Here is a 17,080-nt window from a genome sequence, read left to right on the forward strand (position 1 = left end):
AAGCCGGGTAAACCTGTGCTGGCTGAGCCAGCACTCTTGTTATATCAGTCCGTGACCGTCGCGCATGATAATGGATGCAACCATTTCGCGCAATTTTTATACAATCAATCGGACTGGTTGTGTCGATAAAGCGGTAACAGAAAACGCTGCGCTTGTTTGGTAATTTCAGCGTAGTACTCAGGTTCAAGGGTTCGCCACAGGCGCTGATACCAGACATCATCGCCTTCACCGCGCACCACCATGTTGCCTTCGTACGCCTGCAGGAATTTACTCTGCGCTTTTTGTAACGTCTCTTCGTCCTTTAACATGGCATCATTTGCCGCGTCATAACAGACTTTTATCCATGCGCCGCCGCTTTCCGGCAATAGCAGGAGCGGTTTAACCATGCCTTCCCGATAACCTTCAATCAGCGTTGCCAGATATTCCCGCGCCTTATCAGCGGGTAGCGGGGGAAAACACCATTTACCCTCTTTGCGCACGAACAAGCGGCTGGTGCCGGTGCCACCGCTGGCACAATAGACAAGATGTTCCAGCCAAAGTTGCAGGCCTTGCGAAACGCTCAACAAGGCCGGACGCCAGCGCAATAGCCCGTCTGGCTGCACACGCGGCAGCCATCCGGTGAGATGAACGCCTGCACAATGTAAGTCAATTTCAAGGCTGTCAGAAGGCTGGCGATATTCAATAACGCGGTCAGCCAGCTCCTGCATCTCCTGACATTGGGTTTCCCAGATGATTTCGCCAAACGCCCCATAAGGCAGTACGCCAGCCGCGCGGTAGCGGCGAAACAGCTTCTCTGCGTCTTGCTCTTCAACCAGCGTATTTAATATCTCCTGATTGAGTTGGTAACGGCTGAGGCCATCAAGGATAAACGGCTCTGCATCCGGGATTTCACTCTCTTCCGGGCGGAAATTAACGCGCAGGCGCATCTGGAAAAAAGCGCGCACCGGATGCGCCCAAAAACGCTGGAGCTGATCAAATGTGAGCGTTTCAAGCGGCACGTCATCCAGCGATTGAATAAACTCGGCATGCGCCTGCCCCTGCGAACTCGCGGCAGGTAGCCAGTCGCGGACATAACTTTGCCACTCATCAGCCGTATAGTTTGCCGGATCAAACGGCATACGCGTATGCAGATGCGTAATATGTGCCTTTACCCGCTGCTCGCTTTCATCGCAATTAAGCAAGGCATCGCCTGGCAAGTAGTGGCTCTGCCCAATGTAATCCACCAGTTCCTGTACCAACACCGAGGGAAAACGCTCTTTGTTATCCTGGATAGACCGGCCGATATAGCTGATATAGAGCTGCTGTTGCGCTGAGTTAAGCGCTTCGAGGAACAAGTAGCGGTCATCATCCCGACGGCTGCGGTCGCCTCGCTGCGGTTTCTGGCTCATCAGGTCAAACCCCAGCGGAGGCAGTGCGCGCGGGTAGACACCATCGTTCATGCCCAGCAAGCAGACCACTTTAAACGGAATAGAGCGCATCGGCATCAGGGTGCAGATATTCACAGGCCCTGCGAGGAAACGCTGACTGATACGTTCCTGATCGAGGCGCTGAGCCAGCTCGTCACGCAGTAGCGAAAGCGGGATCGCGTCGTGGTAATTTGCACCAATACCCTGCGCGATAATGTCCTGCCACTGCTGTTCAATCAGCGCCAGCGCGGCTTCTGTATCCTGGTCTGGCATGAAAAAGTCATTAAGCATGTCGCGGCAAACCGGGAGCCACTCTTCCAGCGGTCGCGCCTCAGACAAGCCGCGACGCCAGATATTAAGCTGCATCAACAGCTCCGCCAGGTGGCCAACTAACTCGGCGATAAGCCCGCTGGATTCGTCATACGGTAAAATCGACTGCCACTCACCCTGGCGGCTTTCCATCGCATAACCGAGCAGCATTCGCGTCAGGCCAAATTGCCAGGTGTGCTGCCCGGTCGGGGGTAATTCAAGCTCGCGAACGTTGTCGTCGTCCATTCCCCAGCGAATGCCGGACTCATTGACCCATAAACGCAGGTAACGCAGCCCCTCTTCATTGATGTTGAAACGCGCCGCCAGCACCGGAACATCCAGCAGCGCCAGCACATCTTCACTCACAAAGCGGCTGTCCGGCAGGGAGAGCAAACTGAGAAAGGCCTGCAGCGCCGGATGAGCCTGCCGCGCGCGGCGGTCGGAAATAGCATAGGGAAGATAACGCTCACCAGTGGCGCTCCCGAAAACCGCCTGAATATACGGGCTGTAGCTGTCGATATCGGCGACCATGACCACGATATCGCGAGGCGTCAGTTCAGGATCCTCTTCCAGCATCGTAAGCAGCCGGTCATGCAGGATCTCTACTTCTCGCTGCGGGCTGTGGCAGATATGCACCGTTACGCTGCGATCGTTGGGATCAAGCAGACGTTTTTTATCACTGCGGGAAAACTCTTCTGCCGTTACGCCCGCCACCGCACCATTTTGCAGTTCCAGGATGTCGTACTTCAGATTTTGCAGCAGCGAGCCGGGCGTAATGTCGACGAAAGCATCCAGCTCTTCATAGCGCTCCATGCCCGCCAGCAGGAAAATGTTGTCCCGTCCCAGCTTGCCCCATGAAGCCAGCAAAGGGTTACCAACATCCTGCTCGCCATCGGCATTGAACAGACCTTCGGCATTTTGCGTATCACGGAACAGCGGAAACTGTCGGTTTTCCCGGTGATGCCGACGATTACGGGTGATCAGTTTCGCCAGAAACGCCGGATCTTTAATGTCGCCCCAGTAGTAACGGCAGGGATTCGTAAACAAAAGATGGACATCAATATGCTTACCCAGCGCCTGAAGCGCTTGCAAATAAATGGGCGGCAGCGCGGAAATCCCACAAATAAAGACGCGCGAAGGCAAACCGGCGGGCCGCTGCTCAGCCGATTCAAGCTTATCGATAAAACGCTGGTAGAGGTTGGCACGATGCCAGTGTGGCTGCCCCAGCGCCGCGGTATGTTCCACCAATGCACGCCATAGCGGTGCTTGCCAGCGCTGCGCTTCATCCAGCCCGTCGATCTGTTCACCCGCTTCCCATCGTGTTAGCCATTCCGGGCGGTAAACCAGATATTGATCGTAGAGATCCGCCACGCGTGAAGAGAGCTGGAAGAGTTTACGCTTGTCATCGTCGTCATTCAGATAATGGCGCAGCATGGTGAACGCATCTTGCTCCAGCATGTCGGGCAATAGCGACATCAGCTTCCAGCTCATACTCTGTTTGTTAAATGCGCTCTCTTTCGGAATGCCGTCCAGTACGGTGACGAACATTTCCCAGATAAAACTCGCAGGTAGCGGGAAGGTAATATTGGCGGCAATACTAAACTTCTGCGCGAGCGTCATTTGCAGCCATTGCGCCATGCCGGTGCTCTGCACCAGCACCACTTCTGGCTCAAAGGGATCGTCGAGCCTGTTATGCTCAACAATAAACTCCATCAATGCTTCCAGCACATCCAGACGATTGGAGTGGTAGACCCTTAACATAAGCGCTCCTGACTACTGACTGTTCGGGCAAAATAATCGCGTCATTTGCCCCTGCCTGCCCGCTGGCGAACTAACGGTAACGTTGATGCTGACACATCCCCCGGTGGTTGTCTGCCCCCGCTGAACCTGCCAGCCTGGCGGTAACGATGATACTTCTGGTTGCGCCTGTTCCCAGGCGTAGCGCCATAGCTGTCGCCACTGGCTGGTGGATACAAACCCCGAGGCCAGCGCACGATGATAACCGCCAAGCGCGGTAACAACCATCACCATTAACACCATAGCCAGCAGAACTTCGGTAAGGCTAAAACCCCGTTGTTTGTTTACGGCGACCGGCATAGCGCTTCCTCTTTTAGTGGACAAAAATCACTCCAGCCATGGGGCAAAAAACGTACCTGCGCCCCCTCCACGCGCCCCAGATGCCACAGCGCAGCTTCAGCATTTGCGACAATCAGCAGCGCGGCCCCATCGGTGAAAATGCGTAAGCAGCTTCGAACATTTTGCCCGGCGCTTTGCTGGCACTGTAGCGCGGGCTGGGCAGGCCAGGTTTGATGACGCGCCCACTCCATGGCTGAAGCAATTTCCGCAGCATTACGTATCCCCTGATTTTCATTGTTCACGCGCCAGATATGGCTGCTCAATTGCAGGTTTAAGCCGTGCAACATCAGGCTCCCCAACAGCAATAACAGCAAAACCAGCGCCAGTGACGACATCCCTCGTTGCCGGTTCATAAGTTGTACCCGATCACGCTTAAATCAGCGGTAAAGGGTTGCCCGGCATTGCCCGGAACACGAGCCGAGAGCGTGATCGCAAGCTGTGGTGCAAACCCCGGTCTCTGATGCTGAGCGACATGAAAACGCTCAATACTCATTTGGGCAGGATCGGTGATTTTTTCCCAGCCCCGGCCACTGCAGGATGTGGCTCCGCGCATGATTTCCAGCGCACCACTTTGCAGCCGAAAGCCGGTTTGTTCCGGTTCGCTGCTTCCCGATGACTCCCAGCGTCCATTGCTGTTGGCGTCCCACTGAGCAATAACACAGTCGCCAGTGCTATTGATAACCAGCGGCTGGCCGCTACAGCTACCATTGCAATATCCCGCTCGCTGGAGATGTTTTGCGATGCCGCGCAGTTGCAGCCAGAGATCGTCTTCCACCGTCTGGATACGGGTGTGCTGCGTTACCGCCAGCTGTAGCGCCGGTAAAAAACGGGCAGACTCCAGTAACAGCACGCTGCCAATTGCCATCGCCAGCACGGTTTCCAACAGTGAAAACCCTTTTTGCCTGTCTAACATAGATTCTCCGCTGATGGCTGACACATTCTGATCCGCCCCCATGCTGATACCACTACCCGCCACTCCCCTGCACTGCTACGTAGCCGAATACTGCCGGGCCAGGCAGTGTTGCGCAGCCCAAAGAACCCCAGCGAAGGTGTCACATCAACCAGCGTGACGTCAGGCCAGCGAGGCTGCAGTGAGAAAGCATTCTGTGCAGCGCAGTTTTGCGACGGCGAATTCACCAGGCACCAGTGTTCGCCGTCACGAATGCCATATACCAGCTGTGAACGGTTGTGCCAGTTGGCATCATCGCGCAGACGCTCAAGCAAATGCCGCACCTGCAACGCGGTTTGCCACAACCGCTGCTGCGCCTGCCAACTCTGCCAGCCAGAGATTCCCGCTCCGCTCAGGATAACTATCAGCACCATTGCAACGAGGGTTTCAATCAGGGTGAAGCCATCTTCTTTTTTCATGGCGGCAGTGTGTCCTCACTACGCATTTAGGTCGAGGTACAAACAGAGAGGTTACGAGGCAGCACGAAAGAAATGCACTATGTTGCAGTGAGTTGCAGGCGGGGTGGAAGCAGGGCCGAAGAAACGATTATCGGGTAAAAAAAACCGGTACGTTGCCGCACCGGTTATGACATGTTGGTAGAAGTCAGATAGCGACAGGCGCTTTGATGGCCGGATGCGGATCGTAACCTTCGATTTCGAAGTCTTCGAAACGGTAGTCAAAAAGCGACTCAGGCTTACGTTTGATAACCAGTTTCGGCAGCGCGCGCGGTTCACGGCTTAATTGCAGACGCGTTTGTTCCAGGTGATTGATGTAAAGGTGGGTGTCGCCACCGGTCCAGACAAAATCGCCCGGTTGCAGATCGCACTGCTGAGCCATCATATGCACCAGCAGCGCATAGCTGGCGATGTTGAATGGCAGACCAAGGAACACGTCGCAGGAGCGTTGGTAGAGCTGGCAGGAGAGCTTGCCGTCCGCCACGTAGAACTGGAAGAACGCGTGGCAAGGGGCCAGCGCCATTTTGTCCAGCTCACCCACGTTCCACGCGGAGACAATAATGCGGCGTGAATCCGGGTCGTTTTTCAGCTGGTTAATCACTGTTGTGATCTGGTCGATATGGCGGCCGTCAGGCGTAGGCCACGCGCGCCACTGTTTGCCGTAAACCGGGCCAAGATTGCCCTCTTCGTCGGCCCATTCGTCCCAGATGGTGACTTTGTTTTCGCGCAGATAGACAATATTGGTGTCGCCCTGCAGGAACCACAGCAGCTCATGAATAATTGAACGCAAATGGCAGCGCTTGGTGGTCACCAGCGGAAAGCCGTCCTGCAGATTAAAACGCATCTGATGGCCAAAAATAGACAGCGTGCCTGTCCCGGTGCGGTCGTTTTTCGGGGTGCCTTCATTCAGCACCTTTTGCATCAATTCTAAATACTGTTTCATGGTTCCTCAGGAAACGTGTTGCGGCGAACGATGGCGGTACGCCCAAATCATCATGATTGCGCCTGCAACGATCATCGGAATGGAGAGGATCTGCCCCATGCTGATGTATTGCACCCACTCGCCGGTAAACTGCGCGTCGGGCTGGCGGAAGAACTCAACGATGATACGGAACGCGCCGTAGCCAATCAGGAACAAGCCGGAGACCGCGCCCGTCGGGCGAGGTTTGCGAATAAACAAGTTAAGGATGATAAACAGCACAATGCCTTCCAGCGCCAGCTCGTAAAGCTGAGACATATGGCGCGGCAACATGCCGTAAGTATCAAAAAGCGATTGCCACTCCGGATGTGAAGGCAGCAACGCCATATCTTCCGCGCGTGAGCCAGGGAACAGCATGGTATAGGGGAATGACGGATCAACACGTCCCCACAGCTCACCGTTGATAAAGTTACCCAGGCGCCCTGCGCCAAGGCCAAACGGGATCAGCGGCGCAATAAAATCAGAAACCTGGAAGAAGCTGCGTTTGGTGCGTCTGGCGAAGATAATCATCACCACAATCACGCCAATCAAACCGCCGTGGAAAGACATGCCCCCGTCCCATACGCGGAACAGATAAAGCGGATCGTCCAGGAAAACCGGGAAGTTGTAGAACAGCACATAGCCGAGACGGCCGCCGAGGAAAACACCGAGAAAGCCCGCGTAAAGCAGGTTTTCAACTTCGTTTTTTGTCCAGCCACTGCCCGGACGATTCGCCCGGCGCGTTGCCAGCCACATCGCAAAAACGAAGCCCACCAGGTACATTAATCCGTACCAGTGGAGAGAAACCGGTCCAATGGAAAAAATCACCGGATCAAAGTCCGGAAAATGCAGATAGCCACTGTTCATCTGTCACCACAACTTGTTGTTATTCCGCCGAAAGTGGACAGCGGTTCACCTACGCGACCGCAATTGCTGGCCGCTCCAAAGCTGCGAATCATAGCATAAGGCACCGCGAGCGGGTGGCGGCGAAGTTGTAAAAGTTATGTATATCCCTGAGCCAGCTAAATTCCGCCGCGAATCAGGCCGCCCAGCCCACGGCGTTCCATAAATGCGGCAATTTGATGACGCACTTCTGTTGCCAGTTGCGCATCCAGCGTACGTCTCGCCAGCGTTTGCGCCTCTTCACAGTCAATGCGCCGCAGCAAATATTTAATGCGCGCTACTGAGCGTCCGTTCATGGAAAGATGGCGGTATCCCAGACCAATAAGCACGGCGACGCACATCGGATCACCGGCCATTTCGCCGCACAAACGGATATCAATGCCTAAGCGTTCTGCTTCACTGGCAATCATCGCCAGCGCCCGCAGCACCGCCGGGTGCAAGCTGTCGTACATATTTGCTACACGGGTATTGTTACGATCGACGGCCAGGATGTATTGCGTCAGGTCGTTGGTACCAACCGAGATAAAATCGACGCGGTTCGCCAGGTGCGACAACATAAACACCATTGACGGCACTTCCAGCATCACCCCGATACGCGGTTTAGGAATGGCGTAACCAATCATCTCTTCGACTTCACGACCGGCGCGTTCAATCAGTCTGCGCGCTTCATCGATTTCGTCGATGCTGGTGATCATCGGCAACAGAATGCTGAGATTCCCGGTAGCCGCATTGGCGCGCAGCATGGCGCGCACCTGCACCAGGAAGATTTCCGGCTGGTCGAGGGTAATCCGAATACCGCGCCAGCCAAGGCAGGGGTTCTCTTCGCTGATGGGCATATAGGGCAGTTGCTTATCCGCGCCGACATCCAGCGTACGCAGCGTCACGGGCTTGTCGTTAAACATCTGCAACATGCCCTGGTATTGCGCCACCTGTTCCTCTTCGGACGGGAAACCACTTTGCAACATAAACGGGATTTCGGTGCGATAAAGCCCAATACCGTCAATGCGGCTGCCCAGTTTCTCTTCATGTTCCGGGCTTAAACCCGCGTTCAGCATCACCTTCACCCGCTCGCCGCTTTTAAGCTGCGCGGCCAGGTTCACATCATCTTCGGCAAGGCGGCTGAGTTCATTCTCTTCACTGATAAGGCGCTGGTATTCCTGCAACAGCACCGGTTCAGGATCCACCAACAACTCACCGCGATAACCGTCCACCACCAACATGCGACGTTGCAGCACGGCGGGCTGGATATCTGCCCCCATTACCGTCGGGATGCCAAGCGCACGCACCATAATTGCCGCATGCGAGTTTGACGCGCCATCGCGCACCACCACGCCCGCCAGCCTGTCGTGCGGCAGCTCTGCAAGTGTGGTGGCGGAGAGTTCCTCGGCAACCAGGATAAAGCGCTCCGGCCAGCTGTTTGGCCCCGAAATAGAGTCATCGAGGTGGAATAACAAACGCTGGCCCAGCGTGCGCAAATCCCCTGAACGCTCTTTCAGGTAGCCATCGCTGAGCGCAGCGAACTGTTCGGCAAAACGCTCAATAACGGTTTTAACCGCCCATTCCGCCACCACGCCCCTGTCGACTTCCTCAAACAGATCACGGCGCAGGCGCGCGTCGGAAAGCAGGTGCGAATAGAGATCGAAAATTGCCGCCGTCTCTTTTTGCGCCCCGGCGGCGAAACGTTTGCTGTAACGGCGAAATTCGTTGGCGGCCTCTTCCAGAGCCGCCGTGAGCCTTTCGCGCTCAAGCGAGGTATCAAGCGTCGAAGCCGGATAAACCTGCTCCATTAACGGCAGCGTTTCGTCAACCCAACCTTCAGCGATAGCAACACCAGGTGCTGCCGGTAAGGCGCGAATTCGCGTCTGCCGATACTGGCCAAACAGCGCGTTTAATTGTGACTGGGAGAGAATGGCCGCCATCTGGGTGGCGAGCGTAACCAGAAAGGACTCTTCGCTTTCATCGTACTGGCGTAGCTCACGCTGTTGTACCACCAGCACACCAAGCAACTGGCGGCGCTGAATAATAGGTACGCCAAGAAAAGCGCGAAAGCGCTCTTCTTTTACAGCGGGAATATATTTAAAACTGGGGTGTTTTTGTGCATCCGCCAGGTTGATGGGTTCCGCCAGCCTGCCTACCAGACCGACAATCCCTTGATCGAATGCGAGCGTGACGGTGCGACCACGCGGCTTTTTTAAACCGCGCGTCGCCATCAGGTAATAACAACGCCGGTCGTGATCTGCGAGATAGACCGAGCACACTTCGGTTTCCATCGCCAGACAAACGTCGGTAACCAATATTTCCAGCGCTTCATTAAGGCGTGGCGCGCTGGCGACTTTCTCAACTATTTCTCGCAGTCGGGTGAGCATAATATGGGTGGCTTAACCTCGTTTACGTCGCCAGGCAGGCGCGCTTTGCGGCTTCGGAGGCGTTTCCTGAAGCGACATCACCGCGCTTGCAAACTCTTTCATCACCCGCCGGTAGACATCGCGTTTAAACGACACTACCTGGCGAACAGGATACCAGTAGCTCACCCAACGCCAGCCATCAAATTCGGGCGTACTACTGGTCTGCATGTTGATCTCACTGTCGTTACCTATCAACTGCAAAAGAAACCATTTTTGTTTCTGGCCGATACAAACCGGCTTTGTGTCCCAACGCACCAAACGTTTCGGTAACTTGTAACGCAACCAGTTACGCGTAGAAGCAAGGATACGAACATCTTTACGACTTAAGCCCACTTCCTCGAACAGTTCCCGGTACATTGCTTGTTCCGGGGACTCGCCAGGGTTAATACCCCCTTGGGGGAACTGCCATGAGTGCTGTCCAAAGCGTCTGGCCCACATGACCTGACCTTGTCGATTACAGATTACGATTCCCACATTTGGGCGGTAGCCATCGTCATCAATCACCGGACTACCTCAAAAAAAGTCTGAATAAAGCGATTGTTTCACACTCCCGGAAAACGGTAAACCACTCTATGACAGGGATACGAACGAATAACATTTGAATAACTCACAGTAATCATCAAAGTTATAAACAGAAAGCGATGCTGACGACGGTTTTTATTCACCTTTTCTGTGGATAGAGTTGTGAAAAAGTATGGAATTACCCAGGGAAAACCCGGAACAGTCTGAATAGCCCCGTTTTACACCAAAGAAATAACATACAGCAATTCATGCAGTTAAATAGCTTTTCAACCGATAACAGCCCCATAATGTGACGATCATCACCTTAAGGATCCTGGCGCTGATGAAAGATCGAACAGAGCCGAATTTATCCACAGATTATGCCAATAAGTTAGGCACATTTTGTGCAGAATTTCGATTTTCATCGCACGTCAAGGCTGTAAATCGAAACAGTAGTGGCACTTTTCCCCAGTTATCCCACTTTTCTGTGGATAACATGGTGTAAGATCCTGTTTATTGTCAGTGACCAGATTTGGAAAACCCGGCGCACAGTTGCGCAACTCATCAAAACCCTCGTTAAATTCCTTTATAAATCATCCAGTTGCTCACGAAGGACAGAAAAAGGTACACTGCCTGGCTACGGTGCAAAACTAGCGGTTATTTTTTAGACAAAAGGTTTTTAACATGTTCGCGTTGGCTCCTTTCACTTCACCGCCTGAATCAGAAGCGCAATTGCTGGCCCAGGCGCAGCGCCTGGCGGGCTACACGCTCGGCGAACTGGCCACGCTGGCAGGCTTGCCCGTTCCGCGCGATTTAAAGCGTGATAAAGGCTGGACGGGGGTTCTGCTGGAGCTGTGGCTCGGCGCCAGCGCAGGCAGTAAGCCCGAGCAGGATTTTGCCGCGCTGGGCGTTGAGCTAAAAACCATACCGGTGGATAACCAGGGACGCCCGCTGGAGACCACGTTTGTTTGCGTGGCCCCTCTTACCGGCAACAGCGGCGTCGTGTGGGAAACCAGCCATGTGCGGCATAAGCTCAAGCGCGTCTTATGGATTCCGATTGAAGGTTCACGCGAGATCCCGGTCGCGGATCGCCGCGTCGGTTCGCCGTTGCTCTGGAGTCCCAATGCAGAAGAAGAACAGCAGTTACGGCTCGATTGGGAAGAGTTGATGGATTTGATTGTGTTAGGCCAGGTCACCCGCATTACCGCCCGTCACGGCGAAGTGCTGCAACTGCGCCCGAAGGCGGCCAACAGTAAAGCGCTAACCGAAGCCATTGGCGAACATGGCGAAACCATTCTCACGCTGCCGCGCGGTTTTTACCTGAAAAAGAACTTCACCGGCGCACTGCTGGCGCGCCATTTTTTGCTCTCACCCTATTAATTTTTTGCCTACTCCACAGCGACGCTTATAATTAGCGCTTCTTTTTTTGGCAGGACTTTATAGAGATGCTATTTGCATGGATAACCGATCCCAACGCCTGGCTCGCGCTCGGTACGCTGACGCTGCTGGAGATCGTTTTAGGGATCGACAATATTATTTTCCTCTCGCTGGTGGTCGCGAAACTGCCTACCGCGCAGCGTAATCACGCTCGTCGGTTAGGTCTGGCTGCGGCAATGATCATGCGGCTGTTACTGCTGGCATCCATTGCCTGGGTGACAAGACTGACACACCCGCTGTTCAGCGTGTTTGATCACAGCGTTTCGGCCCGCGATTTGATCTTGTTCCTCGGCGGTCTGTTCCTTATCTGGAAAGCGAGTAAAGAGATCCACGAATCGATCGAAGGCGAAGAGGAAGGATTGAAGACCAATGTGCATTCGTTCTTTGGCGCGATTGTGCAGATTATGCTGCTGGATATTATCTTCAGTCTCGACTCGGTGATCACCGCGGTGGGGCTGTCCGATCATCTGTTTATTATGATGGCGGCAGTGGTTATCGCCGTTGGCGTGATGATGTTTGCCGCGCGTCCGATTGGCGAGTTTGTTGACCGCCACCCGTCGGTCAAAATGCTGGCGCTGTCGTTTTTGATCCTCGTTGGCTTTACGCTGATTCTGGAAAGCGTCTCCATTCATGTGCCGAAAGGTTACATCTACTTCGCCATGTTCTTCTCCATTGCGGTTGAAACGCTCAACCTGATGCGAAATAAGAAGAATCCGCTGTAAACAAAACGCTTCCTCAACCGGGGAAGCGTTTTTTATCTTTGATCTGCCTTTAACAACTTTTTTCAGATTATCCTGCTTTTTCGTCTCCAGACAGCAAGTTATTACTAAACTTGTTGTCAGACGCATGCCACCAGAGGATCAGAATGATGAAGAAATGGGCAGTGATTATTTCCGCAGTGGGGTTGGCTTTCGCCGTTTCCGGATGCAGCAGTGATTACGTGATGGCGACAAAAGACGGCAGGATGATCCTGACGGACGGTAAACCGGAAATTGACGATGATACCGGGCTGGTCAGCTACCGCGATCAGCAGGGCAATAAGATGCAGATTAACCGCGATGACGTATCCCAGATTATTGAACGCTAAGAAATTGCTATAAAGGTCAGTCACCTGCTGGCCTTTATTTGATTTTTCTCTTTCCCTTTTTCCTCCCCTCTGCCATGTTTATATTCCTTTGTCAGGTCAACTGACGTTGTACTTTTAAGGAAGCCGGCTATGCAGTATCACCGTATCCCCCACAGTTCGCTTGAAATAAGCACCCTGGGGCTGGGCACTATGACGTTTGGTGAACAAAACAGCGAAGCCGACGCCCATGCACAGCTCGATTACGCCGTCAGCCAAGGCATCAACCTGATTGACGTTGCAGAGATGTACCCTGTTCCGCCACGTCCGGAAACGCAGGGTTTGACGGAAACCTATGTCGGCAACTGGCTGGCGAAACGCGGCAACCGTGAAAAACTGGTTATCGCCTCCAAAGTCAGCGGCCCAAGCCGTAACAACGACAGCGGTATTCGCCCGAACCAGGCGCTGGATCGCAAAAACATCCGCGTGGCACTGGACGATAGCTTAAAGCGCCTGCAAACCGATTATCTCGATCTTTACCAGGTACACTGGCCGCAGCGCCCGACCAACTGCTTTGGCAAGCTGGGTTACAGCTGGGTTGATAGCGCGCCGGTCGTGACGCTACTGGAAACACTGGAGGCGCTGACCGAGTGCCAGCGCGCCGGGAAAATCCGCTATATCGGCGTATCCAACGAAACGGCGTTTGGCGTGATGCGTTATCTGCAACTGGCCGAGAAGCATGAATTGCCACGCATCGTGACAATTCAGAACCCGTACAGCCTGTTAAACCGCAGCTTTGAAGTGGGTCTGGCGGAAGTGAGCCAGTATGAAGGCGTCGAGCTGCTCGCATACTCCTGCCTGGCGTTTGGGACGCTAACCGGCAAATATCTCAACGGAGCGAAACCCGCTGGCGCGCGCAACACACTGTTTAGCCGCTTTACGCGTTACAGCGGTGAGCAGGCGCAAAAAGCAGTCGCGGCGTATGTGGATATTGCGAAGCGCCACAATCTGGATCCGGCGCAAATGGCGCTGGCTTTCGTGCGGCGTCAGCCCTTCGTCGCCAGCACCCTGCTGGGCGCGACGACGATGGAGCAACTGAAAACCAACGTGGAAAGTTTGCATCTCGATCTCAGCGCAGAGGTGCTGGCTGAGATCGAAGCGGTGCATCAGGTTTACACCTACCCGGCACCGTAACGGTTAACGGTTAACGGCGGCGCTGCCAGATCCACAGCGCCGCAATCGCCAGCGCGAAAATCACGCCAAAGCCAACGCCGGTGCCAATTACCGGCACACCCGCTTTCACCGCCAGCGAGTACAGACCGAGCATCAGCAGCATGGCCATGTTTTCGCCGAGGTTCTGCACCGCAATCGCGTTACCCGCGCCAACGGATTCTTTGCCAATGGCTTGCAACAGCGCATTCAGCGGCACCACAAAGAAACCGCCCAACATGCCGATCAACATCAGTACGCCGTAGGCTGGCAGTAACGCGTGTTGCAAGGAAAACAGCACCACCGCCACGCCAATGAGAATGCCGGCAGGCATACATCGCGCCACGGTTTCCAGCGTCACCAGCTTCGCCGCCAGCCCGGCACCGGCAACAATCCCCACGGCGACCATCGCGTTAAGATACGTTGGTGTCGCGTTATCGGTGATCCCGAGCGCCACCGGCACCCACAGCACCAACAGGAAACGCAGCGTCACGCCTGCGCCCCAGAACAGGCTGGTGCCGACCAGTGAGAAGCGCGTTTCACCGTTGCGCCACAGGCTTTTACAGGCGTTGAAGAAGCTGGATGTCATCGGTGTAAAGCGCCAGGATTGCCCCGAACGCGCAGCAGGCAACTTCGGGATCAGCAGATTGGCGATCACCGCTCCGGCATACACCAGCGCACAAACAGCAAGCGCCGCCAGCACATGCCAGTCGGCCAGCACACCGCCAGCCATTGAGCCGAGTAAAATGGCAGCAATGGTCGACGACTCCATCAGACCATTCGCTTTCACCAGCTTATCGCCGGTCGTGATTTCGCCAAGGATGCCGTACTTCGCCGGGGAATAGGCTGCCGCGCCCACACCTACCAGCAAATAGCCAACAAAGGGATTGATGCCGACGCAAATACTCGCCGCGCCAATCAGTTTCAGGCCGTTGGCAAACATCATCACCCGCCCCTTGGCGAAGCTGTCGGCGACCTGCCCGACAAAGGGCGCGAAAAGAATGTAAGCGCCCACAAACACCATCTGCAAAATCGGCTGGCTCCAGTCGGGATAAAACTCCGCTTTCAGCAGCGCCAGCGTGGCGAACAGCAGCGCGTTGTCGCCAAACGCCGAGAGAAATTGCGCGGCAATCACCGCCATCATCCCGCGCGACCACAGCGAGGAGTTAGTGCTTACTGACTCATGCATGTGTCGATTCCGCCTCTTCAATCATGCTTTTCAGGGTCACAAAATCAGGTTTGCCGCTGCCCAGCACCGGCAGTTGTTTCAGGAAGCGAATATCGCGCGGTACGGCAAGCTCCGGCACGCCCTGCGCCCGCGCCTGCTGTTGCAGCTTATCGCGCGTCAGTTCGCTGTCGGTGGTGAACATCACCAGCGCCTCGCCTTTGCTGGCATCGCTCTTGACCACCGTGGCGTGCAGTTTCTCCGGCGACACCGCCAGCGCCAGTTGTTCGACGATCTCCAGCGAGATCATCTCCCCGGCGATTTTGGCAAAACGCTTCGCCCGCCCCTGAATCTGCACAAAGCCCTGCTCATCAAAACGCACGATATCGCCGGTGTCATACCAGCCCGCTTCCATGTCGCCATTGATATTTTCCGCGGCTGGCGCTTCCAGCACGCCAGGGTTTTCCACCCGCAGATAGCCGGTCATCACGTTGGGCCCTTTTAATTGCAGACGACCGCCGTCTTCAATGCCCGGTACCGCCATTAAACGCGCATCCATCCCCGGTAAGATCCGCCCGACAGTGCCGGGTTTTGCCGCCATCGGTACGTTGATGGAAACCACTGGCGCGCACTCGGTCACGCCGTAACCTTCGAGAATGCGCAGGCCGAATTTGTCCTGCCACAACTGACGGGTACTGTCCTGCAATTTTTCAGCACCGGCAACCACATAGCGCAAGCGGAAGAAATCATACGGGTTGGCGAAACGTGCATAGTTACCAAGGAACGTCGAGGTGCCAAACAGCACGGTGCAGTTACGGTCATACACCAGTTCAGGAACAATGCGGTAGTGCAGCGGGCTCGGGTAAAGAAACACCTCCGCGCCGGTGAATAACGGAGTGAGTAACCCCACCGTTAAGCCAAACGAGTGGAACAGCGGCAGCGCCGACATAAAGCGGTCGTTGGCGGTGAAATCCGCGATGGTTTTGATCTGCTCAACGTTCGCCAGCAGGCTTTTATGGCTATGCACCACCCCCTTCGGATTGCCCTCAGAACCGGAGGTGAAGAGGATCAGCGCCGGGTCTTCCGGTTTTTGCGGCAGCTGCGCTTTTAATGGCGTCAGCAGATGGCGGAAAATCCACAGTTTGTCTTCCCAGGTGACATCGCCTTTCAGATCTTCCAGGTACACCCAGCGCACCTGGGTGAGCTGCTCCGGCAGGTGCCACAGCTTGCCTTTATCAATAAACGTACGGGATGTGAAGATGGTTTTGATCTGCGCCGCCGTAATCGCACTACTCAACCCTTTGACACCGGCGGTGTAGTTCATCATCGCCGGGATGCGCGCACGCGCAATCGCGCCGAAAATCACCGCCGCGCTGATCCCGGCGTTTGGCAGCATCAGGCCGATTTTCTCGCCCGGCGCGCTGTATTTATCCAGAATACGGGCAACAAACAGCGATTTAGTCAGCAGCTTGCGGTAGCTATCCGGGGTGAAATTGATGTCTTCAACACAGTGCTTATTGGCGCCATAGCGATACTGCGCAGAAAGCAACGCTTCGAACAGGGTTTCGCGCGGACGCACGGCCATGCGCGCTTCCATCATGATTTGATGCAGCATTTCGCCCGCCAGCTTGCGACGGTCACGCGCACGCGGCGCATCCGGCATCGGCAGATTTGTTGGCGGCAGAATATGCAAGGTAATGCGCGGGAACAGGCGCTGTTTTACCAGCCCTTTCAGGCGGCTGAAGTAGGTTAGCTCCGCGCCATCGATACGCAGTGGAACCACCGTCGCGCCCGATTTTGCCGCCACAAACCCCGCACCGTCGTAAATTTTCATCAATGATCCGGAAACCGAAATGCGCCCTTCCGGGAAAATCACCACCGGACGCCCCTGTTCCACCAGCCGAACCAGGTGTTTAATCGACATCGGCTTGGTCGGGTCCAGCGGGACAAAATCAATAATCGAGCTTATCCAGCGCATGTACCACTGGGTGCTGATGGAGGTGTAGACCGCGAAAACCGGGCGTACTGGCAGAAATAACGCCAGCAAAATGCCATCAATAAAAGAGACATGGTTAGGGGTAATAAGCACACGTTCGCCGTGCAGCGCCTGCGTGTTGCCGGTCAGTTGTACGCGAAACAACACACGGAACAGGCCGCGGAAAAAGCCCAGTAGCATTTCAACTC

General features: G+C 55.0%; 15 protein-coding genes. 4 read left to right on the forward strand and 11 right to left on the reverse strand.

Features of this window, described 5'->3' with window-relative positions; genetic code table 11:
• Positions 1–104 precede the first annotated feature (104 nt).
• The 9 genes from recC to rppH form a co-directional block, all read right to left on the reverse strand.
• Positions 105–3,476 (reverse strand): exodeoxyribonuclease V subunit gamma, encoded by a 3,372-nt coding sequence (gene recC, locus AAIG26_RS13820; protein ID WP_343180755.1) that lies wholly within the window; start codon positions 3,474–3,476, stop codon positions 105–107.
• Positions 3,477–3,488: 12 nt separating this feature from the next.
• Positions 3,489–3,812, reverse strand: a complete 324-nt coding sequence (locus tag AAIG26_RS13825) for a prepilin-type N-terminal cleavage/methylation domain-containing protein (protein ID WP_045512468.1) — start codon at positions 3,810–3,812, stop codon at positions 3,489–3,491.
• Positions 3,797–4,204: a DUF2509 family protein gene (locus AAIG26_RS13830; RefSeq protein WP_269231826.1), complete on the reverse strand. Its 408-nt coding sequence runs from the start codon at positions 4,202–4,204 to the stop codon at positions 3,797–3,799. Before AAIG26_RS13830 ends, AAIG26_RS13825 begins: the two co-directional genes overlap by 16 nt.
• Positions 4,201–4,764: a prepilin peptidase-dependent protein gene (locus AAIG26_RS13835; RefSeq protein ID WP_343180757.1), complete on the reverse strand. Its 564-nt coding sequence runs from the start codon at positions 4,762–4,764 to the stop codon at positions 4,201–4,203. The genes AAIG26_RS13830 and AAIG26_RS13835 overlap by 4 nt, the downstream gene beginning before the upstream one ends.
• Entirely contained in the window at positions 4,758–5,219 is a 462-nt protein-coding gene (locus AAIG26_RS13840; protein WP_020455051.1) for a prepilin peptidase-dependent protein, read from the reverse strand. Before AAIG26_RS13840 ends, AAIG26_RS13835 begins: the two co-directional genes overlap by 7 nt.
• Positions 5,220–5,403: 184 nt before the next feature.
• On the reverse strand, positions 5,404–6,198 hold the full coding sequence (gene thyA / locus AAIG26_RS13845; protein ID WP_343180759.1) for a thymidylate synthase: 795 nt from the start codon (positions 6,196–6,198) through the stop codon (positions 5,404–5,406).
• Between the two features lie 6 nt (positions 6,199–6,204).
• Positions 6,205–7,080, reverse strand: a complete 876-nt coding sequence (gene lgt, locus AAIG26_RS13850) for a prolipoprotein diacylglyceryl transferase (protein ID WP_045512476.1) — start codon at positions 7,078–7,080, stop codon at positions 6,205–6,207.
• 155 nt (positions 7,081–7,235) lie between these two features.
• On the reverse strand, positions 7,236–9,482 hold the full coding sequence (gene ptsP, locus AAIG26_RS13855) for a phosphoenolpyruvate--protein phosphotransferase (protein WP_020455054.1): 2,247 nt from the start codon (positions 9,480–9,482) through the stop codon (positions 7,236–7,238).
• 12 nt (positions 9,483–9,494) lie between these two features.
• Positions 9,495–10,025, reverse strand: a complete 531-nt coding sequence (gene rppH / locus AAIG26_RS13860; protein WP_017457684.1) for an RNA pyrophosphohydrolase — start codon at positions 10,023–10,025, stop codon at positions 9,495–9,497.
• Positions 10,026–10,706: 681 nt separating this feature from the next.
• Between rppH and mutH the strand changes: the two genes are divergently transcribed.
• From mutH to AAIG26_RS13880, 4 genes are all read left to right on the forward strand, one after another.
• A complete protein-coding gene (gene mutH, locus AAIG26_RS13865; protein ID WP_020455056.1) occupies positions 10,707–11,402 on the forward strand; it encodes a DNA mismatch repair endonuclease MutH in 696 nt (231 codons plus the stop codon).
• A 65-nt stretch (positions 11,403–11,467) separates the two neighbouring features.
• Positions 11,468–12,181 (forward strand): TerC family protein, encoded by a 714-nt coding sequence (locus tag AAIG26_RS13870; RefSeq protein WP_020455057.1) that lies wholly within the window; start codon positions 11,468–11,470, stop codon positions 12,179–12,181.
• A gap of 146 nt (positions 12,182–12,327) precedes the next feature.
• Entirely contained in the window at positions 12,328–12,546 is a 219-nt protein-coding gene (ygdR, locus tag AAIG26_RS13875; protein WP_007370351.1) for a lipoprotein YgdR, read from the forward strand.
• A 129-nt stretch (positions 12,547–12,675) separates the two neighbouring features.
• A complete protein-coding gene (locus AAIG26_RS13880) occupies positions 12,676–13,716 on the forward strand; it encodes an NADP(H)-dependent aldo-keto reductase (protein ID WP_020455058.1) in 1,041 nt (346 codons plus the stop codon).
• A gap of 10 nt (positions 13,717–13,726) precedes the next feature.
• Here AAIG26_RS13880 and lplT read toward each other — a convergent pair whose 3' ends face one another.
• Both lplT and aas read right to left on the reverse strand, forming a co-directional pair.
• Positions 13,727–14,920, reverse strand: a complete 1,194-nt coding sequence (lplT, locus tag AAIG26_RS13885) for a lysophospholipid transporter LplT (RefSeq protein ID WP_343180760.1) — start codon at positions 14,918–14,920, stop codon at positions 13,727–13,729.
• Positions 14,913–17,072: a bifunctional acyl-ACP--phospholipid O-acyltransferase/long-chain-fatty-acid--ACP ligase gene (gene aas / locus AAIG26_RS13890; RefSeq protein WP_343180761.1), complete on the reverse strand. Its 2,160-nt coding sequence runs from the start codon at positions 17,070–17,072 to the stop codon at positions 14,913–14,915. The genes lplT and aas overlap by 8 nt, the downstream gene beginning before the upstream one ends.
• Positions 17,073–17,080 lie beyond the last annotated feature (8 nt).

This window comes from Kosakonia sp. PSU_27 (assembly GCF_039409795.1).
Taxonomy (GTDB): Bacteria; Pseudomonadota; Gammaproteobacteria; order Enterobacterales; family Enterobacteriaceae; genus Kosakonia.

Coding starts and splice junctions, on each gene's coding strand:
- ptsP (WP_020455054.1), bottom strand. CDS start 9,482: ATGCTCACCCGACTGCGAGAAATAGTTGAGAAAGTCGCCAGCGCGCCA.
- thyA (WP_343180759.1), bottom strand. CDS start 6,198: ATGAAACAGTATTTAGAATTGATGCAAAAGGTGCTGAATGAAGGCACC.
- AAIG26_RS13870 (WP_020455057.1), top strand. CDS start 11,468: ATGCTATTTGCATGGATAACCGATCCCAACGCCTGGCTCGCGCTCGGT.
- lplT (WP_343180760.1), bottom strand. CDS start 14,920: ATGCATGAGTCAGTAAGCACTAACTCCTCGCTGTGGTCGCGCGGGATG.
- AAIG26_RS13825 (WP_045512468.1), bottom strand. CDS start 3,812: ATGCCGGTCGCCGTAAACAAACAACGGGGTTTTAGCCTTACCGAAGTT.
- AAIG26_RS13880 (WP_020455058.1), top strand. CDS start 12,676: ATGCAGTATCACCGTATCCCCCACAGTTCGCTTGAAATAAGCACCCTG.
- recC (WP_343180755.1), bottom strand. CDS start 3,476: ATGTTAAGGGTCTACCACTCCAATCGTCTGGATGTGCTGGAAGCATTG.
- ygdR (WP_007370351.1), top strand. CDS start 12,328: ATGAAGAAATGGGCAGTGATTATTTCCGCAGTGGGGTTGGCTTTCGCC.
- aas (WP_343180761.1), bottom strand. CDS start 17,072: ATGCTACTGGGCTTTTTCCGCGGCCTGTTCCGTGTGTTGTTTCGCGTA.
- lgt (WP_045512476.1), bottom strand. CDS start 7,080: ATGAACAGTGGCTATCTGCATTTTCCGGACTTTGATCCGGTGATTTTT.
- AAIG26_RS13840 (WP_020455051.1), bottom strand. CDS start 5,219: ATGAAAAAAGAAGATGGCTTCACCCTGATTGAAACCCTCGTTGCAATG.
- mutH (WP_020455056.1), top strand. CDS start 10,707: ATGTTCGCGTTGGCTCCTTTCACTTCACCGCCTGAATCAGAAGCGCAA.
- AAIG26_RS13835 (WP_343180757.1), bottom strand. CDS start 4,764: ATGTTAGACAGGCAAAAAGGGTTTTCACTGTTGGAAACCGTGCTGGCG.
- AAIG26_RS13830 (WP_269231826.1), bottom strand. CDS start 4,204: ATGAACCGGCAACGAGGGATGTCGTCACTGGCGCTGGTTTTGCTGTTA.